Annotated in this window: 16 protein-coding genes; 10 read left to right on the top strand and 6 right to left on the bottom strand. The window is 63.0% G+C overall.

The annotated features are described in order from the left end of the window. The first annotated feature begins 80 nt into the window (after window positions 1-80). The 5 genes from QN085_RS21160 (at window position 81) to groL (ending at window position 4,849) form a co-directional block, all read left to right on the top strand. A complete protein-coding gene (locus QN085_RS21160) occupies window positions 81-1,091 on the top strand; it encodes a DUF481 domain-containing protein (RefSeq protein WP_023662443.1) in 1,011 nt (336 codons plus the stop codon). Window positions 1,092-1,272: 181 nt separating this feature from the next. Further along, window positions 1,273-2,004 carry a HugZ family pyridoxamine 5'-phosphate oxidase gene (locus QN085_RS21155; RefSeq protein ID WP_023662442.1) on the top strand — a complete coding sequence of 244 codons (732 nt, stop codon included), beginning with the start codon at window positions 1,273-1,275 and terminating at the stop codon, window positions 2,002-2,004. 67 nt (window positions 2,005-2,071) lie between these two features. After that, window positions 2,072-2,533 (top strand): FxsA family protein, encoded by a 462-nt coding sequence (locus QN085_RS21150; protein ID WP_023662441.1) that lies wholly within the window; start codon window positions 2,072-2,074, stop codon window positions 2,531-2,533. Between the two features lie 333 nt (window positions 2,534-2,866). After that, entirely contained in the window at window positions 2,867-3,160 is a 294-nt protein-coding gene (locus QN085_RS21145; protein WP_003260750.1) for a co-chaperone GroES, read from the top strand. 48 nt (window positions 3,161-3,208) lie between these two features. Then, window positions 3,209-4,849: a chaperonin GroEL gene (gene groL / locus QN085_RS21140; protein ID WP_013974091.1), complete on the top strand. Its 1,641-nt coding sequence runs from the start codon at window positions 3,209-3,211 to the stop codon at window positions 4,847-4,849. A 178-nt stretch (window positions 4,850-5,027) separates the two neighbouring features. Here groL and QN085_RS21135 read toward each other — a convergent pair whose 3' ends face one another. Continuing rightward, on the bottom strand, window positions 5,028-5,756 hold the full coding sequence (locus QN085_RS21135) for a phosphatase PAP2 family protein (RefSeq protein WP_013974090.1): 729 nt from the start codon (window positions 5,754-5,756) through the stop codon (window positions 5,028-5,030). Between the two features lie 183 nt (window positions 5,757-5,939). Between QN085_RS21135 and colR the strand changes: the two genes are divergently transcribed. From colR to QN085_RS21110, 5 genes are all read left to right on the top strand, one after another. After that, window positions 5,940-6,623, top strand: coding sequence for a two-component system response regulator ColR (colR, locus tag QN085_RS21130; RefSeq protein ID WP_003255215.1), 684 nt, complete (start codon window positions 5,940-5,942; stop codon window positions 6,621-6,623). Beyond that, entirely contained in the window at window positions 6,613-7,923 is a 1,311-nt protein-coding gene (locus tag QN085_RS21125; protein ID WP_013974089.1) for a sensor histidine kinase, read from the top strand. Before colR ends, QN085_RS21125 begins: the two co-directional genes overlap by 11 nt. A gap of 107 nt (window positions 7,924-8,030) precedes the next feature. Continuing rightward, window positions 8,031-8,714, top strand: a complete 684-nt coding sequence (locus QN085_RS21120) for a class I SAM-dependent methyltransferase (protein ID WP_013974088.1) — start codon at window positions 8,031-8,033, stop codon at window positions 8,712-8,714. Between the two features lie 6 nt (window positions 8,715-8,720). After that, entirely contained in the window at window positions 8,721-9,422 is a 702-nt protein-coding gene (locus QN085_RS21115; RefSeq protein ID WP_013974087.1) for a lipopolysaccharide kinase InaA family protein, read from the top strand. After that, window positions 9,419-9,652 (top strand): hypothetical protein, encoded by a 234-nt coding sequence (locus QN085_RS21110; protein ID WP_013974086.1) that lies wholly within the window; start codon window positions 9,419-9,421, stop codon window positions 9,650-9,652. The genes QN085_RS21115 and QN085_RS21110 overlap by 4 nt, the downstream gene beginning before the upstream one ends. A gap of 168 nt (window positions 9,653-9,820) precedes the next feature. Here the strand turns inward: QN085_RS21110 and QN085_RS21105 are convergent, their stop codons facing one another. The 5 genes from QN085_RS21105 to QN085_RS21085 all read right to left on the bottom strand — a co-directional run bounded on the left by QN085_RS21105 (window position 9,821) and on the right by QN085_RS21085 (window position 17,872). After that, window positions 9,821-12,865, bottom strand: coding sequence for a multidrug efflux RND transporter permease subunit (locus QN085_RS21105; protein ID WP_023660869.1), 3,045 nt, complete (start codon window positions 12,863-12,865; stop codon window positions 9,821-9,823). 12 nt (window positions 12,866-12,877) lie between these two features. Further along, a complete protein-coding gene (locus QN085_RS21100) occupies window positions 12,878-14,026 on the bottom strand; it encodes an efflux RND transporter periplasmic adaptor subunit (RefSeq protein ID WP_013974084.1) in 1,149 nt (382 codons plus the stop codon). 233 nt (window positions 14,027-14,259) lie between these two features. Continuing rightward, on the bottom strand, window positions 14,260-15,357 hold the full coding sequence (locus tag QN085_RS21095; protein ID WP_013974083.1) for a DUF1513 domain-containing protein: 1,098 nt from the start codon (window positions 15,355-15,357) through the stop codon (window positions 14,260-14,262). A gap of 2 nt (window positions 15,358-15,359) precedes the next feature. Then, window positions 15,360-16,424: an imelysin family protein gene (locus QN085_RS21090; RefSeq protein WP_013974082.1), complete on the bottom strand. Its 1,065-nt coding sequence runs from the start codon at window positions 16,422-16,424 to the stop codon at window positions 15,360-15,362. Window positions 16,425-16,444: 20 nt separating this feature from the next. Continuing rightward, window positions 16,445-17,872: a di-heme oxidoreductase family protein gene (locus tag QN085_RS21085; protein WP_013974081.1), complete on the bottom strand. Its 1,428-nt coding sequence runs from the start codon at window positions 17,870-17,872 to the stop codon at window positions 16,445-16,447. Between the last annotated feature and the right edge of the window lie 154 nt (window positions 17,873-18,026).

Raw genomic sequence — 18,026 nt, 5'->3', positions numbered from 1 at the left:
TGCTCTGGTCGTCGTTATCCGGATAATGCCCGGCTTTTTTCGCCAAATCGAACCCGTAGTCCGCAAATCATAGCCCGCTTATGTATTCTAGATCCTTGTTGTGCCTGCTTGCTGTTTCCCTCTGCGCCTCCCCGGTGTTCGCCGACACCGTATGGATGAAGAACGGTGACCGTCTCAGCGGCAAGATCAAAGTCTTCGACGGCGGCAAGCTGCTGCTGGAAACCCCTTATGGCGGTTCCATCGCCCTGGACTGGAAAGAGGTCCAGACCCTGGAGAGCGACCAGGAGATGCTGGTCAAGCAGGACGCCTACAGCGGTGAGCGCGCCAAGTCGCTGAAGGCCGCCGAGCCCGGCAAGGTGACCTTGGCCAATGGCGAGGCGCCAAAGACCGTGGAGCTGGCCAGCATCGAGCAGATCATGAAGCCCAAGCCCCTGGTCGAGGACTTCGTGTGGAAGGGCAACGTCGACGTGGCGCTGGACTACAAGCGCGCCGAGAACGACACCGACGACTACGACGTCGGCTTCAAGACCAGCGCCCGCCATGGCCGCTGGCGGCACAACGCTGAAGGCGAATACAACCGCGAGACCAAGGACGACGTCACCACCACCGACAACTGGAGTGCCGAGTACGCCCTGGACCGCTTCCTCACCGAGAAGTGGTTCTGGCAGGGGCGCATGGAGTACAAGCGCGACCGCATCGAAGACCTAGCCCGCCAGCGCACCGTGGGTACCGGCCCGGGTTACCAGTTCTGGGACAACGAACTGGGCGCGTTTTCGCTGGGGTCGCTGATCAACCGCACCGACTTCGAATACCAGGATGGCGCCAAGGACAACTTCTATTCTGCGGCGGTGAAGTGGGACTACACCCGCTACCTGATTGGCAAGAATGTGCAACTGTTCACCAACGGCGAGTTCGCCAAGCCGCTGGGTGGCGTGGCCGACTATGCGCTTGATGCCGAGGTTGGCCTGCGCTACAAGGTCACTGAATGGGCCTCGCTCAACCTCAAGGCGGAGAAGGACATCATCACCGGTACCCGTGAGAGTGACCTGGACAAGACCCGCTATACCGCAGGCTTCGGCGTCACCTGGTAAACCGCCGGGGGCGCGTTGCGCCCCTATCGCGACACAAGGCCGCTCCCACAAAGGCAAGATATACGTCGGTCCATGTGGGAGCGGCCTTGTATCGCGATGGGCTGCAAAGCAGCCCCATTGGCACTGGATCTGATAATGCTTATCTTGTCCTATCCAGCCCGATATCAGGAGCCGCCCCCAAGTGAGTACCAATGCCATCCGTCCCGCCCGGGAGCTGCTGCTCAAGGAATACCGCGGCGTGCTCTCGACCCATTCCAAGTCGATGCCCGGCTACCCCTTCGGCTCGGTCGTGCCGTACTGCCTGGACGCCCAGGGCAACCCGTTGATCCTCATCAGCCGCATCGCCCAGCACACGCACAACCTGCAGAAGGATCCCAAGTGCTCGCTGCTGGTAGGTGAGCGCGAAGCCGAGGACGTGCAGGCCGTGGGGCGCCTGACGGTGATGGCCGAGGCGCACAAGCTGGTGGAAGAGGCCGCCATCGAGGCTGCCGCCGAGCGTTACTACCGCTATTTCCCGGACGCGGCCAACTACCACAAGGCCCACGACTTCGACTTCTGGGTGCTGCAGCCGGTGCGCCACCGCTACATCGGCGGCTTCGGCGCGATCCACTGGCTCGATCAGGTGACCCTGGCCAACCCGTTCGCCGGCAAGGCCGAGACGAGCATGGTCGAGCACATGAACAACGACCACGCCAACGCCATCGCCCATTATGTGGAACTGACCGATTTGCCACGCCATGCGCCAGTACAGATGGTCGGGGTGGACAGTGAAGGCATGCACCTGCGTATTGGCCAGGCGGTTTACTGGTTGCCCTTCCCAAGTACTTGCAACACGCCGACACAAGTCCGCGAAGCCCTGGTTTTGCTGGCTCGCGCCGACCAGTGGCCGGTTGCGACGGAAGTCGAGGGTTGAAAAGCCGAGCGCACGCATCCATCTGTTGGTCTTACAGGAAGGTTCTCTTCCGACGAGGAATGCTTTGATGCGTGCTTTTCTACTGCTGTTTCTCCTGTTTCCCGTGCTGGAGCTGTTCGTCTTCGTGAAGGTCAGTGCCGCCATCGGTTTCTTCCCGGCACTGCTGCTGATCATCGCCGGCTCCGCCCTGGGTGTGCTGGTGATGCGCGTGGCCGGGCTGGCAACCGCACTGCGCGCCCGTGAAAGCCTGCAGCGTGGCGAACTGCCCGCCGAGGACATGTTCCAGGGCATGATGCTGACCGTTGGTGGTGGCCTGCTGTTGCTGCCAGGTTTCATCAGCGACGTGCTGGGCCTGCTGTGCCTGCTGCCATTCACCCGTCATCTGGCCGCGCGCAAGATGCGCGAGCGTGCCGAGGCCCAAGCCATGCGACAGCGCGCCTTCCAGGACGACCCGTTCCAGGCCCGGCCGCGTGATGGCGGGCATAGGCCGAATGTGATCGAAGGCGAGTACGAGCGCCGCGACAAGTAATAACCGGGGGCCGCTTTGCGGCCCTTTCGCGACACAAGGCCGCTCCCACAGGCAATGCATACCTTCTGTGGGAGCGGCCTTGTGTCGCGAAAGGGGCGCAACGCGGCCCCAGCTTTTTGCGGGGCCAAGGCGCTAATGAAAAATTTTCTGAAGCAAGCCTTGTAATTGAATATGGCGGCCTCATGTATGTGGTCACCGCAAGGTTTCTGGTGGCAACACCAGGCATAACTCAGGTGGTTCGCCCATTGCGGGCCACCCCGGCAACGCCGGACAGCAACAACCCGCCGGTGTCGACACCGGCCGATGAAAACCACAATTTGGGAGAGATCGACAATGAAGCTTCGTCCTCTGCATGACCGCGTCGTTATCCGTCGCAGCGAAGAAGAATCGAAAACCGCTGGCGGTATCGTCCTGCCGGGTTCGGCCGCTGAAAAACCAAACCGCGGCGAAGTCGTCGCCGTCGGCACCGGTCGCATCCTGGACAACGGCGAAGTTCGCGCACTGGCCGTGAAAGTGGGTGACAAAGTGGTTTTCGGCCCTTACTCGGGCAGCAACACCGTGAAAGTCGATGGCGAAGACCTGCTGGTCATGGCCGAGAACGAAATCCTCGCCGTTATCGAAGGCTGATTTCCCCGACTTCCCGTTACTCCAAAGAATTCCAAGGATTAAACGATCATGGCTGCTAAAGACGTAAAATTCGGCGATTCCGCTCGTAAGAAAATGCTGGTTGGTGTCAACGTTCTGGCTGACGCGGTAAAAGCGACCCTGGGCCCGAAAGGCCGTAACGTGGTGCTGGCCAAGAGCTTCGGCGCTCCGACCATCACCAAGGACGGCGTTTCCGTCGCCAAGGAAATCGAGCTGAAAGACGCCTTCGAGAACATGGGCGCCCAACTGGTCAAGGAAGTTGCTTCCAAGGCCAACGACGCTGCCGGTGACGGCACCACCACCGCTACCGTCCTGGCTCAGGCCATCGTCAACGAAGGCCTGAAAGCCGTCGCTGCCGGCATGAACCCGATGGACCTGAAGCGCGGCATCGACAAGGCCACCGCTGCCGTCGTCGCCGAGCTGAAGAACCTGTCCAAGCCATGCGCCGACTCCAAGGCCATCGCCCAGGTAGGTACCATCTCCGCCAACTCCGACAACTCCATCGGTGAAATCATCGCCGAAGCCATGGAAAAAGTCGGTAAAGAAGGCGTGATCACCGTTGAAGAAGGCTCGGGCCTGGAAAACGAACTGTCGGTCGTTGAAGGCATGCAGTTCGACCGCGGCTACCTGTCCCCGTACTTCGTCAACAAGCCGGACACCATGGTTGCCGAGCTGGAAGGCCCGCTGCTGCTGCTGGTCGACAAGAAGATCTCCAACATCCGTGAGCTGCTGCCAGTTCTGGAAGCCGTTGCCAAGGCCGGCCGCCCACTGCTGATCGTTGCCGAAGACGTTGAAGGCGAAGCCCTGGCTACCCTGGTAGTCAACAACATGCGCGGCATCGTCAAGGTTGCTGCGGTCAAGGCTCCGGGCTTCGGCGACCGCCGCAAGGCCATGCTGCAGGACATCGCCGTCCTGACTGGCGGCCAGGTCATCTCCGAAGAAATCGGCCTGTCGCTGGAAACCGCTACCCTGGAGCACCTGGGTAACGCCAAGCGCGTCATCCTGTCCAAGGAAAACACCACCATCATCGACGGCGCTGGCGCCGATACCGAGATCGAAGCACGCGTCAAGCAGATCCGTGCCCAGATCGAAGAGACTTCCTCGGACTACGACCGTGAGAAGCTGCAAGAGCGTCTGGCCAAACTGGCTGGCGGTGTTGCCGTGATCAAGGTCGGTGCCGGCACCGAAGTTGAAATGAAAGAGAAGAAAGCCCGCGTTGAAGACGCCCTGCACGCTACCCGTGCAGCCGTTGAAGAAGGCGTGGTACCTGGCGGTGGTGTAGCCCTGGTTCGCTCCCTGGCTGCCATTGCCAACCTCAAAGGCGACAACGAAGACCAGAACGTCGGTATCGCCCTGCTGCGTCGCGCTGTTGAAGCGCCGCTGCGCCAGATCACTGCCAACGCCGGCGACGAGCCAAGCGTTGTCGCTGACAAGGTCAAGCAAGGTTCGGGTAACTTCGGTTACAACGCTGCTACCGGCGAATACGGCGACATGATCGAGATGGGTATCCTGGACCCAGCCAAGGTCACCCGCTCGGCGCTGCAAGCTGCTGCTTCGATCGGCGGTCTGATGATCACCACCGAAGCCATGGTTGCCGACCTGCCGGAAGACAAGCCAGCTGCTGGCATGCCTGACATGGGCGGCATGGGTGGCATGGGCGGCATGATGTAAGCCAGCCTTACCCCCTGCACCATGAAAAGCCCCGGTTCGCGAGAACCGGGGCTTTTTTGTATTCCTGTTGGGGCCATTGGGGCTGCTGTGCAGCCACAGGTTTGCGCCAACCTTGTGACAGGCGTTTTACCTGTAGGAGCTGGCTTGCCGGCGAAAGGGCCGCAAAGCGGCCCCGGGTTCAGGCGACGCTACGCTCAGCGGCGGGTACCTCAGCCATTCCCCGACGATACAGAACCAGGTAATACGACCCCAAGCCGATCAGCCAGCAGAACACCGCCGTCCACACGTTGTGCGACAGGAAGTGCGCCCCCTGCATCATCCGCCCCAGCGACAGCACCGACCCGGCGACGAAGGCCACCGTCAACGCCACCCGTGCCAGCCTCGGCTTGCGATCACGCAACATGAAGAACAGCCCGAACAGGCAGAACCCGGTGGCGGCATGCCCGCCCGGCCAGCACAGCCCGGGCTTGTCGGTCGCCGGCCGCGGTTCCAGCAGCTTGCTGTAGGTTTCCTTCCCGCCAAACTGGGTCAGGCTCCACGGGCATTGCACCTGGGTCACTTTCTTCAGCGGTGTGACAAACGCCGTGGACAGGCCCAGTGCCAGTACCAGGCAGCCCAGCTCACGGCGCCAGCCGAACAGGCGCTTCCAGAAGAAGCTGGCAGCAAAGGTCACCAGTGACATCACTCCCAGCAGGATCACCCCCTGCTTGACCCTGTCATGCAGGATGTTCTCCAGCAAATAGCTGTGGCGGCCGATGAACTGCCCGGCAGCAGGGTCGAAGAACAGGTTGGCAATGTCCATGTCGACCGAGGTCAGTTCCAGCAGGATCAGGCCAAGCGCGGTCGCCAGGGGTAGCCCCAGGTACAGCCAGAAATTGATCGGGCGAGGGCGGGTTGGTTGCTGCATGACGGCTCCAGGGCGCGAAAAAGATCGGGCATTGTCGGCCGCCCGCTATCCTGTGTCCGTGAAGGATCAGTGAAAAAACCGTCAAGTGCGCTGAATTTTCCCTGGGGCTGGCACCCTGCAGGCATAGGCCTTAAGCTGCGCCTGCCGCGCACCACAGCGAGAAGCGCCGCACAGGAGAAACCGATGCGCATTCTTTTGGTTGAAGACAACCGCGATATCCTGGCCAACCTGGCCGATTACCTGGGCATGAAGGGCTACACCGTCGACTGTGCCCAGGATGGCCTGTCCGGCCTGCACCTGGCTGCCACCGAGCACTACGACCTGATCGTGCTCGACATCATGTTGCCGGGCATCGACGGCTACACCCTGTGCAAGCGCCTGCGCGAAGACGCCCGCCGCGATACGCCGGTGATCATGCTCACCGCCCGCGACCAACTGGACGACCGCCTGCAGGGCTTCCGCTCCGGTGCCGACGATTACCTGCTCAAGCCCTTCGCCCTGTCGGAGCTGGCTGCCCGCATCGAAGCGGTGCTGCGCCGGGCCCAGGGCGGCGGGCGCCGCACCTTGCAGGTGGCCGACCTCAGTTATGACCTGGACACCCTCGAAGTCACCCGCCAGGGCCGCCTGCTCAAGCTCAACCCTGTCGGCCTCAAGCTGCTGGCGGTGCTGATGCAGAAAAGCCCGCACGTATTGCGTCGCGAAGTGCTGGAAGAAGCCCTTTGGGGAGATGATTGCCCTGACAGCGACAGCCTGCGCAGCCACGTGCACCAGCTGCGCCAGGTGATCGACAAGCCGTTTGAAAAACCGCTGCTGCATACCGTCCATGGCGTCGGCTATCGCCTCGCCGAGGGCCGTGATGGAGTTTAAGCAAAGCCTTGCCCAGCGCATCATCATCGCCTTTGCCCTGATGAGCGCGCTGGTGGCCGGGGCCTTCGCCTTTGGCATCGTCGGCACCGTGCACCTGGTCGAGGAGCGGCTGATTTCGTCGGTGCTGGGCGGTGACCTGCAGCGCCTGCTGCGCATGGACAGCGTCAGCGACTGGAGCCACCGCCCCCGCCCCGACCAGCTGTTCTATTTCAGCGGCGGGCGCGACGACTTCGAACTTCCCAAGGACCTGCGCCACCTTGACCGCGGCTTCCACGAGGTATTCCGCGATCAACTGTCGTACCACGCCATGGTCGAGATCGTTGATGGCCGTCGCTATGTGCTGTTGCAGGACCAGAGCGACTTCGAAGAGCGCGAGCGCTTGCTGTTCGCGGTGGTGGTGGTGGGCTTCGTGCTCAGCCTGGTACTGGCGGTGATCCTCGGCTGGCTGGTGGCGCGCCGGGTGATGGCGCCGGTGATCCGCCTGGCGCGCCAGGTACGCCACCGTGACCAGTTGCTGGGGCTGGCCCCGCCGCTGGCACCGGACTATGCCGCAGACGAAGTCGGCCAGCTGGCGGTAGCCTTCGACGATACCCTGGGCCGCCTGCGCGATGCCCTGACCCGCGAACGGTTGTTCACCAGCGACGTCAGCCATGAATTGCGCACACCCTTGATGGTGCTGGCCACCTCGTGTGAGCTGCTGATGGAAAACCCGACGCTGGACGCCCGCTCGCGCAGCCAGGTGGAGCGTGTGGCGCGGGCCACGGAAGAAATGCGCGAGCTGGTCAAGACCTTCCTGATGCTGGCCCGGGCACAGCGCGACGAGGGTGCGGTGGCATCGCGGGCCACCCTGCGGGAGGTGGCTGACGAACTGGTCGGGGTTTGGCGCGACACCATCGAGCAGAAGGGCCTGGCCTTGTATTACGATGGCCGCGTCAGTGCCAGCCCGGTACTGTACAACGCCACCTTCCTGCAGTCGGTAATGGGCAACCTGCTGCGTAATGCCGCGCACTACACCGACAGCGGCTACATCCGCCTGAGCCTGGAAGCCACCGGCTTCAGCGTGGAGGACAGTGGCGTGGGTATCCCGGAGGAACAGCGCGAGGCGATGTTCCGGCCGTTCGTGCGCGGCGATGAGCGGCGCGGTGAGGGCCTGGGCCTGGGCCTGTCGTTGGTACAGCGCATCTGCGATGACCAAGGTTGGCATGTCACCCTGACATCAACCTTGCCACACGGCTGCCGTTTCGTGGTCGACCTGAGCAAAACCGCAGTGAAGGGCGATCCAGAGGCTTTGGTCGAGTAATCTGTTGTTACAGGCCATTCGGCGCTCAACATATTTTTCACATCAGCATGACCTGATTCCTACGCTTACTTACCTAATGTGGGCGGAATGGAGTCAGGAGATGCCCAATGCGTAGCCCCATCAAGCTTGAATTTTCCGAGAAGTACGACAAAGAACATGCCCGCGAGTACTTTCTCAAGCACCAGGATGGCCTTGCGCGACGCCTTTCCCACAAGCGTGATGAGCAACTGGCGCGTCGTGCCTTGGCATTGGCTGGTGAGCCTGGGCTGGTCCTCGACCTGCCATGCGGTGCTGGCCGCTTCTGGCCGTTGCTGGCAGAAAAGCCCAACCGGGTGATCATCGGCGCCGACAACTCAGAAGCGATGATCGAGACAGCCTGTACCGCGCAAGCGCCAGAGGTGGTGGCACGGGTACGCCCTTTGCAGACTTCGGCATTTGCCATCGACTTGCCGGACAATTCGGTGGACAGCATCTTCTGCATGCGCTTGTTCCACCACATCGGCGAAGCGGCGCACAGAAAGACCATTCTTTCGGAATTTCAACGGGTTAGCCGTGATAGTGTGATCCTGTCATTGTGGGTGGATGGTAATTTCAAAGCATGGCGCCGGAAAAAACTGGAACAGCGCCGCAGGTCCAGGAAGGGCGACCAGGACAATTACCAGAACCGGTTTGTGTTACCGGCCGACACGGTCGAAGAAGAATTCCGAGCCGCCGGCTTCAGAATCCAGGAACGCCTCGACTTCCTGCCGTTCTATGCCATGTGGCGGGTATATGTATTGCGTAAGGGGTAGTGTTTGATGGCTGTAGCCCAGAGCGGGGAGTCGCGGTTCGATTTTTACTGGCGCCAGCAGGGCGAGTGGGTCGAGGAGCCTAACCAGCGCCGTGGTGGCGAGAGCGGTGTGCAACGCCTCGACGATGGCAATGGCAAGCTGCTGTATGCCAAGCGCCAGGTCGGGCATATCTACCGTAGCCTGCTGCACCCTTTCGGCCGGCCGACCGTATTGCGTGAGCTCGATGCGTTGAACAGCTTCGAGCAACTGGGCGTGCGTGTACCGCGCATCGTCTTCTGTGGCGCCGAACGTGGTGCCGACAAGCAGTGGCGTGCGCTATTGGTGAGCGAAGCACTCGACGGTTTCGTCGAACTCGATACCTGGCATGCCGAAGGTGCCCGCGAGCGTTACCCGCAGGTGGTGCATGAGCGCATGCTCAAGGACCTGGCGGACAACCTGGCGCGCATGCACCTGGGGCACTGGCAGCACGGTTGTCTGTATGGCAAGCATGTGTTCGTCAAGGTGATTGGCGAGGGCGAGCAGGCCCGGGTCGAAGTCGCGCTGCTGGACCTGGAAAAATGCCGTCGGCGCATCAGCTGCCAGCGTGCGGCGGGCAATGACCTGCGCCAGCTGCGCCGCCATTCGTCGATGAATGACGCGGAATGGCAAACACTGCTCTACTTTTACCAGATGGCGTTTGGCAGCGCTGTCAAAGGGTTAGGGCAATGAAACTAGAAATAGCTCGAGCTTTGTTCCTGGTAGCTGGCCTGGCGGTGACCACCGTGGCGGTGGCTGCCTGGGAGGAGCCGAAGCCGACAGTGTTCAGCAAGGCCGAACTGGCCGACCAGTGCGCGTTGCCGCGGGAAATGAAACCGCAGCAACAAGCCGAGGCCGCGCCGGATCAGGATCTGTTGCTGTTCCTGTTCGGCATGCGCCAGGGGTTGCGGCCGTTCGGTTGAATCCGGTGTAGATGGAAATGCCAGAGGCCTCGCGATTGCGGGGCCTTTGGCATTTTTGCATTTGCCTCGCCGGCCTCTTCGCGGGTGAACCCGCTCCCACAGGTACTGCACCCATTCCGGATCCGGTGCCGTACCTGTGGGAGCGGGTTCATCCGCGAAGAGGCCGGTTCAGGCAACCGATGTTTCCCTGGCAACCGCCTTGTGCGCCAGCAGGGTGTAGATACAAGGCAACACGAACAGGGTAAACAGCGTGCCGATCGACATCCCGGTGGCAATCACCGTACCGATGTCAAAGCGGCTGACTGCCCCCGCACCAGTCGCCAGGATCAGCGGTACCATGCCAAATACCATCGCCGCCGTGGTCATCAGCACCGGCCGCAGGCGAATCGCCGCGGCTTCCTCGATCGCTTCGTGCACACGCATGCCGCGCTCCTCACGTAACTGGTTGGCGAACTCGACAATCAGGATGCCGTGCTTGCTGATCAGCCCAATCAGTGTCACCAGCCCGACCTGGGTGTAGATGTTCATGCTCGATACGCCAAGGAACAGTGGCAGCAGCGCGCCACAGATCGACAACGGCACCGTCACCAGTATTACCAGTGGGTCGCGGAAGCTTTCGAACTGCGCCGCCAGCACCAGGAAGATGATCGCCAATGCCAGGCCGAAGGTCACCCACAGCGCGCTGCCTTCCTGGACGTACTGGCGCGCCACGCCGGCATAGTCGAAGGCGAAACCTTCCGGAGCCTCCTCGCGGGCGATGCCCTGTACGGTCTGCAGCGCCTCGCCCAGGCTGACCATGGGCACGCCCTGGATGATCGCCGAGTTCAGCTGCTGGAACTGGTTGAGCTGGCGCGGGCGGGCGCGGTCGGTAAGGGTGATCAGGGTGGATAGCGGCAGCAGTTGGCCCTGGTCGTTCTTCACGTAGTAGTTGTTCAGCCAGCCGGGGTTGTCGCGGTAAGGCCGCTCGACCTGGGCAATCACCTTGTAGCTGCGGCCTTCGAGGGTGAAGCGGTTGATTTCCGCCTCGCCCAGCAAGGTCGCCAGGGTGCTGCCCAAGGTGTCCATCGACACCCCCATCTGCGCCGCCTTGGCCCGGTCGATATCCACCACCACCTCGGGCTTGTCGAAGGCCAGGTCGATGTCGAGGAAGGCGAACTTGCCTGATTCCTGGGCGCGGGCCTTGATGCGCTGGGCCACATCCAGCAGTGCCGGGTAGTCGCCAGCGCTGTTGATCACGAACTGGAATGGCAGGCCCTCGCCGGTGCCGGGCAGCGACGGCAGGTTGAAGCCGAAGATCTGCAGGCCACTGATTTCTTCGAGCTTGCTCTGCACCAGCGGCAGCAGCTCCATCTGCGTGCGCTCGCGCTCGTTCCAGGGCTTGAGCAGGAAGCCGCCGATGCCGGTCTGCACGCCATTGAAACCGTTGATCTGGAACGACGAGTAATACTCCGGGAAAGCCTTGAACAGCGGAGTGAATTCGTCGGTATAGGCGTTGAGGTAATCAAGGTTGGCCGGCTGCGGCGAACTGCTCATCATGAAAATCACCCCCTGGTCCTCGTTGGGTGCCAGTTCGTTCTGGGTGAACTTCAGCAGTACCGGAATCAGGCACAGAATGATCACGGCAAACACCAGCACGACGGGCCGGCTGTCGAGGGTGGTGTGCAGCAGGCGCTGGTAGCGCACCTTCAGGCGTTCGAACAGCACGTCCAGGCGGTGGGCAAGGCCGCTGGGGTTCTGTTCCTGGCGCAGCAGCAGCGCGCACATCATTGGTGACAGGGTGAGCGCAACGATGCCGGATATGATCACCGCACCGGCCAGGGTCAGGGCAAATTCCTTGAACAATGCGCCGGTCAGCCCGGTGAGGAAGCCGATCGGTGCATACACTGCCGCCAGGGTGATGGTCATCGACACCACCGGCATGGCGATTTCGCGGGCGCCCTCGAGGGCGGCGTCGAACGGCGACTTGCCTTCTTCCATGTGCCGGTGGATGTTTTCCACCACGACGATCGCGTCGTCCACCACCAGCCCGATGGCCAGCACCATTGCCAGCAGGGTCAGCAGATTGAGCGAATAGCCCATCATCTGCATGAAGAACAGCACGCCGATCATCGACAGCGGAATGGTCACCACCGGAATCAGCACCGAACGCAGGGCACCGAGGAACAGGAACACCACCACGATGACGATCAGTACCGCTTCGCCGAGGGTCTTGATCACTTCGTCGATGGAGGCCTGGATGAACAGCGTGGCGTCATAGGCGATCGATACCTTCAGCGCCGAGGGCAGCTGGCTTTCCAGCTCGGGCATGATGCGCCGCACTTCCTTGATGACGTCCAGCGGGTTGGCGGCTGGTGTGGCCTTGATGCCGATGTACACCGATGGGGTGCCGTCGAACGAGCTGACCGTATCGTAGTTTTCAGCCCCCATCTCGACCCGCGCCACATCGCCAAGCAGCACGCGGCTGTCGCCACTGGTCTTGACCGGCAGGGCGGCGAACGCCTCGGCCGACTTCAGCTCGGTGCTGGCGTTGATGCTGGTGACCACGTATTCACCCTTCACCTCGCCGGCCGCGGAAAGGAAGTTGTAGCGGCGCACGGCATTGGTCACGTCGATGGCAGACAGGCCATAGCCCGCCAGTTTCACCGGGTCGATCCAGATGCGCATGGCGAACACCTGGTTGCCGAGGATTTCCGCTTCGGCCATGCCCGGCAGGGTCGCCAGCTTGGGCTGGATCACCCGCGACAGGTAGTCGGTGATTTGCGGGTTGCTCATCTCTTTGCTGTAGAAACTGATGTACATAAGCGCCGAAGCATCGGCGGCTTCCTTGCTCAGTACCGGGTCTTCGGAGTCCTGGGGCAGCTTGTTGCGCACTTCGTTGGCCTTGGCCAGCAGTTCGGTGAACAACCGGTCGCTGTCGGCGCCGATGCGGGCGTAGATGGAAATGATCGAGAAGTTCTGTCTGCTCACCGAGGTCATGTAGTCGATGCCTTCGGCGCTGGCCAGGCTTTGCTGCAGCGGCTGGGTGATATAGCCCTGGATGGTCTCGGCGTTGGCGCCGGGGTAGGCGGTGGTTACGGTGATCAGGGCATTTTCCATTTGCGGGTACTGGCGGATCTGCAGCTTGTTCCAGGCCTGGAAGCCCAGCAGCAGGATCAGCAGGCTCACCACGCTAGCCAGCACCGGGCGGCGGATGAACGGGTCGGTGAACGCCATGCCAGCCTCCTGTCAGTCCTTGCCCGGCGTGCCCGGTGCGGGCTTCAGGGCTTTGTCCTGGCCGATGCGGATCGCGGCACCGGGGGTGAGCTTCAGTTGGCCGGCAGTGACCACCTGTTCCCCGGCCTGCAGGCCCTTGCTGACCACCACCACGCCGTCACGGCGCTCGCCGGTTTGCACCGTGCGCTGCTCGGCGGTGAGCTGCGGCTGGCCCTTGTCGTCGTTTAGTGGCTTGCCGTCCTTGTCCTTTTTCGGCGTTGCGACATACACCGAGTTGCCATACAGGGTGTAGGTGATGGCGCTTTCCGGCACCACCACTTGTGGCTGCGGGTTGGGTAGCAGGATCAGCAGGCTGGCGAACATGCCCGGCAGCAGCTTGCTGTCCGGGTTGGCCATGGTTGCGCGCACCAGCAGGTTGCGCGTGGTTTCCTCGACCTTGGGGTTGATGGCGCTGAGGCTGGCGGGGAAGGTCTGGCCCGGGTAGGCGGCCACCTGCACCAGCACCTGCTGGCCCAGGCTGAGGTGCGGCAGGGCCTGTTCCGGTACGTTGAAGTCGACGTAGAGGCTGGATGTGTCCTGCAGGGTGGCGATCACCGTGCCGGCGGCCAGATAGTCGCCGACGTCCACTTGGCGAATGCCGATGGTGCCACTGAACGGAGCGCTGATGCTCTTCTTGGTCTTCGATGCCTTGAGCTGGTCGACCACCGCCTGATTGCGCCGGTACTGGGCGGTGAGGCGGTCGAATTCGCCGCGGGAGATGGCTGAGTCGCCGACCAGCTGGCTGCCACGGCCGAAATCTACCTTGGCCAGGCCCAGGTCGGCCTGGGCGGTGCCGAGCAGGGCGGTTTCCTGGTCGTCGTTGAGTTGCAGCAACAGTTGCCCGGCCTTGACCTGCTGGCCTGAGTCGAAATGCAGGGCCTTGACGATGCCTTCCACTTCCAGGCTCAGCTCAACGCCCTGTAGCGCCTTGAGGCTGCCGACAGCGGGCAGGCGCTCTTGCCACGGGCGCTGTTCGGCCAAGGCGGCCGCCACGGTGATGGGCGGCTTGGGGGCAGTGAACATCTGGATCTGCTGGTAGATCGAAAAGGCTTTGTAGCCCCCCAGGGCCAGCACGATCAGCAGAACCACGGCCAACATGATGAGCATGCGGCGGCGCAGCATAGGTCCGGTTCCTTGGATGCGGTTGTTATTCGCTTAGACACGACAACGGGCGATCCTGCCCACGTGTGGATGGGGGAAGTATTGACTGTTTTTTGGGGGAAAGGGAGTGGAATGCCTGGGCCGGCCCCTTCGCGGCTGAAGCCGCTCCCACAGGGACCGCGCAGTCAGCGGGTTGCGCTATTCCTGTGGGAGCGGCTTTAGCCGCGAAGGGGCCAGTACAGCCAACCCGAAAATCAGACGAGATGCAGGTGGTTGTCCCAGAAACCGGACGGCAGGTTCATCGGTTGCCCGACCAGCTCGGCCTTGCGGCAATCATAGAACCGGCAACGGCCCTGCCCGGAGGTGACGACAAAGCCGTCCTGTACCGCGCCCACCCCCGCGCAATCGGGCATTGGCGCATCCAGCCGCACCGCGCCGCTGTCCAGGTCCCAGACGAACAGGCGGTTGGCTCGTGGCGCGGTCAGCGCGACCAGCCGCAGCTCGCTGTGGATAGCCACGCTGGCGGTGTACTGGGCCATGGCCTGCAACTGTCGCTCCGGCACCGGGAAGGCCTTGAACGGCTCGCCCGGGCGCTTGATCGCCAGCAGTTCGGCGGTTTCATCGGCATCGCCCATGAACTGTTGGCAGGCGGCGATGGTGCCATCGCTGCCCACCGCCAGGTGGCGCACGCTATTCATCTGCTGGGCCAGGGTTTCCTTGCTCAGCAGGGTACCGTCGCGCTGCATCAGCACCAGGCTCGGTTCCATGGCGTCGAGGTTCATCTCCACCCGGCTTTCGGCTTCGGTGCGGATACCGCCGTTGGCCACGATCAGCGTTTCGCCGTCCGGCAGCCAGGCCACTTCGTGCGGGCCGATGCCGTGGGTCGGAATCTCCCCGCTGTGCACCAGGCGCTCGCCTTCGAAGCGGTACACGCCGAGTACGCCACGCCCCGGGTCGGTGGTGTCGTTCTCGGTGGCATACAGCCATTCGCCACCTTTGTGAATGACCGCGTGGCCGTAGAAGTGCCGGTTCGGCTGCGAGGTGACGGTTTGCAGCAGGCGCCCGTCGCGCAGGTCGACCAGGTAGCTTTCGGTGCCGGGACGGCGGGCGACGAACAGGGCGATCGGCAGGTCCGGGTGATGGATGATGGCATGGCAACGTTGGGCGACCTGGGTGCTGAACACCTGGGTGCCGTCCAAGCGGAACCCGACCGCATAGTGCTTGCCGTCGCCGTCGTCACGCGCCGACAGTAGCAGGGGCTCGCTGCCTTTGTTGCGGAACAGGCTCCAGCCGCCCAGGGTGAGGGCGCTGAGCAATACGCTACCGAGTTTGAGGGCCTGGCGTCGCAGCATGATCAGTCACCGTCGTTGGCATTGAAGCCCAGCTGGATGTTCAACGCCTTGGCCAGCTCGCCTTCGTGCAGGCGGTGGACGGCGTTGAGGCTGTCGTAGATCTGGTTCAGGGTTTGCTGGCCAGCGTCGTCGGCCAGCAGCTCGCCCAAGGTTTTCTGGTTGTCGGCCAGCAGCTTGAGCGAGGCAGCGTAGGCGGCGTCGATCTTGTCTGCCAGGGCTTTCTGATCGCTGGACAGCAAGCCGCGCAGGCCTTGGTTGTCGACCCCGACCCAGACCGCTTCGGCGGCCTTGAGGCTGGCCTCCAGGCTCTTGAGCGAGCTGTGGCTGCGCCAGGCTTCGGCCTGCAGTGGCTGTGGAATGCCCTTGCTCTGGCGGCCCATCGGCGCACCGAGCTTTTTCTTCAGGCTGTCCAGAGCGGTGACCTGGGCGCGCAGCAGGTCGGCGATGGCCTCGTGGGAGTCGGCGTAGCGCTGGTTGGGGAACTTGGTCATCTGCGAGAGCATGCCGTCGGTGCTGTTCCAGCCCTTGAGGATCTCTTCGGCCAGGGTTTTCTGGTGTTCACCGATGGCCACCAGCAACGGGCAGTAGCGGGCTTTCTGCTCGGCAGTGGCGATGTCCGGCTTGCTGTCGAACAGGATGTACTCGTAGGCCGACAGGCCACGTACCACCACGCTGGCCTTGCCCAAGGCCGCGGCATCGACCGGCTGGTCTGCGTTGACCAGCTGCTCGACCTGGCGGCCGACCAGGTTCTTCTTGTCGGGCCAGAACTGTACTTGCCAGGCGCGGTTGCCTTCGGCCAGCGGGCCGACCAGCAGCGGTTGCAGCTCGGCCCAGGCCTTTTGCGCGTTGAGGAAGTCGGCACGGGCCTTGTCCAGGGTTTCCTTGCCTTCGCAGTAGGCCAGGGCGCTGGCGGCCAGCGTGCGGTCGGCTTCGACCCAGCGGCTGTAGGTGGGCAGGATCACCTGCTTGGCGATGGCAGCGGAGGTGACTGCTTGCGGGTCCTGCGGCGAGCAGGCGCCGAGGGCGAGTGCGGCGAGGCTGGTGAACAACAGTTTGGGTCGGAACATGCCCGGCTCCTTTGCGCTTTTTAAAGTGAGTTCAGGAAAGCCAGCAACGCGGCACGCTGCTCGGCATTGAAAGTGAGTACGAAATTGCGTGCCGACTCGGCTTCGCCACCGTGCCAGAGCACGGCCTCGAGCAGGTTGCGGGCGCGGCCGTCGTGCAGGAACTGGCTGTGGCCACTGACCGTTTCGCTCAGGCCGATGCCCCACAATGGCGGGGTGCGCCAGTCCTGGCCGTTGGCGGCGAATTCGGTGCGCTCGTCGGCCAGGCCCGGGCCCATGTCATGCAACAGCAGGTCGCTGTAAGGGCGGATCAACTGGTTGGCCAGCTCCGGCTCGGCGGCATTGGCGGCTGTGGTGAACTGCGGTGTATGGCAGCCCTGGCAGCCGGCCTGGTAGAACAGGTTCTTGCCCGCCAGCACCTGCGGCGAGCCAACATCGCGGCGGGCCGGCACGGCCAGGTTGCGGGTGTAGAAAGTGACCAGGCGCAGGATATTATCGCTGACTTCCTTCTCGCCATCGGCACCGTCGCCGTTGGGCGCGGCCAGGCAGTCGGCCTGCGCCGGGGTACAGTCGTCGTTGGGCTGCAGGGTGGTGGTCAGGCCCATGTCGCCGGCAAAGGCATGCACGTTCTGCTGGTTGACGTTGGGCTGCCCGGCCTTCCAGCCGAAGCGGCCGACCACGGTTTTGCCCTGGGCGTCATCCCACACCCGGTTGGCCCGGCCGCGGATGCCGTCGCGGTTGCGGTCGTCGGGATCCTCGTTGGCCAGCAGGTCGGCTTCGGGGATGGCTTCGAGCAGGCCCAAGCCGATCATCGGCGGCGCCACTCGCGCCGAAAAGCGCGTGTCGGGGTGCATCACGCCATAGCCGAGCTGGGTGATCTGCAGGGCCGGCTTGCGCAGCTCGACCTGGTGGCCATCCTCGAACGACACCGTTTCGCTGGTGTAGCTCACCCGCACCTTGCCTTCCGGCGTCACGCCGGGGATGGCCATGTCCTGCAGCTGGGTGCCATAGACCGGCTCCGGCACCACGCCGAGGCGTTCGACCACCTTGGCCAGGTAGGGCTGGTCGGGGATCGACAGGCGTACCAGCATCGATACGGCGTTGCTGTCGCCCGGCTCTGGCGGGTGGCCGCGGCCGTCGCGCACGTGGCAGTTCTGGCAGGCATTGGTATTGAACAGCGGCCCCAGGCCGTCACGTGCGGTGGTAGTGGATGGGGCGATCACCCAGGGGTTGCGGAAGAAGCTGTTGCCTACGGCGAAGTCCAGGCGCCGCTCGGGCGAGAGGTTGGCCGAGGGCAGGGAATAGGCATTGCGGTCAGTACGCTGCACGGTGGCTTTGCCGCCCGACAACGCTTCGCCGGGCTCGGCCTGGGTGAAACGCGGGGCGTCGTCGCAGGCGGCAAGGGCTAAGGCCAGCAGCAGGGGGGAGAGTCGGGACAGCGACAAGGACATCGAAAATCCTGGGCGTGAGCGAAAAACCGGCGTGCAAGCTTAGCAGGGTGAGTGAGTTTGAATAAGAGCAATTTGCAATTGCTGGATGAAATCGGTGTCAGTTGGCCATGTCGGCATGCTCGGTCTCTTGTGGGAGCGGCCTTGTGTCGCGAAA

It is taken from the genome of Pseudomonas sp. M2(2023) (assembly GCF_030263955.1).
GTDB lineage: Bacteria > Pseudomonadota > Gammaproteobacteria > Pseudomonadales > Pseudomonadaceae > Aquipseudomonas > Aquipseudomonas asiatica.
The sequence above is the reverse complement of the archived record's forward strand: the minus strand, read 5'-3'. Positions and strand labels throughout refer to the sequence as shown.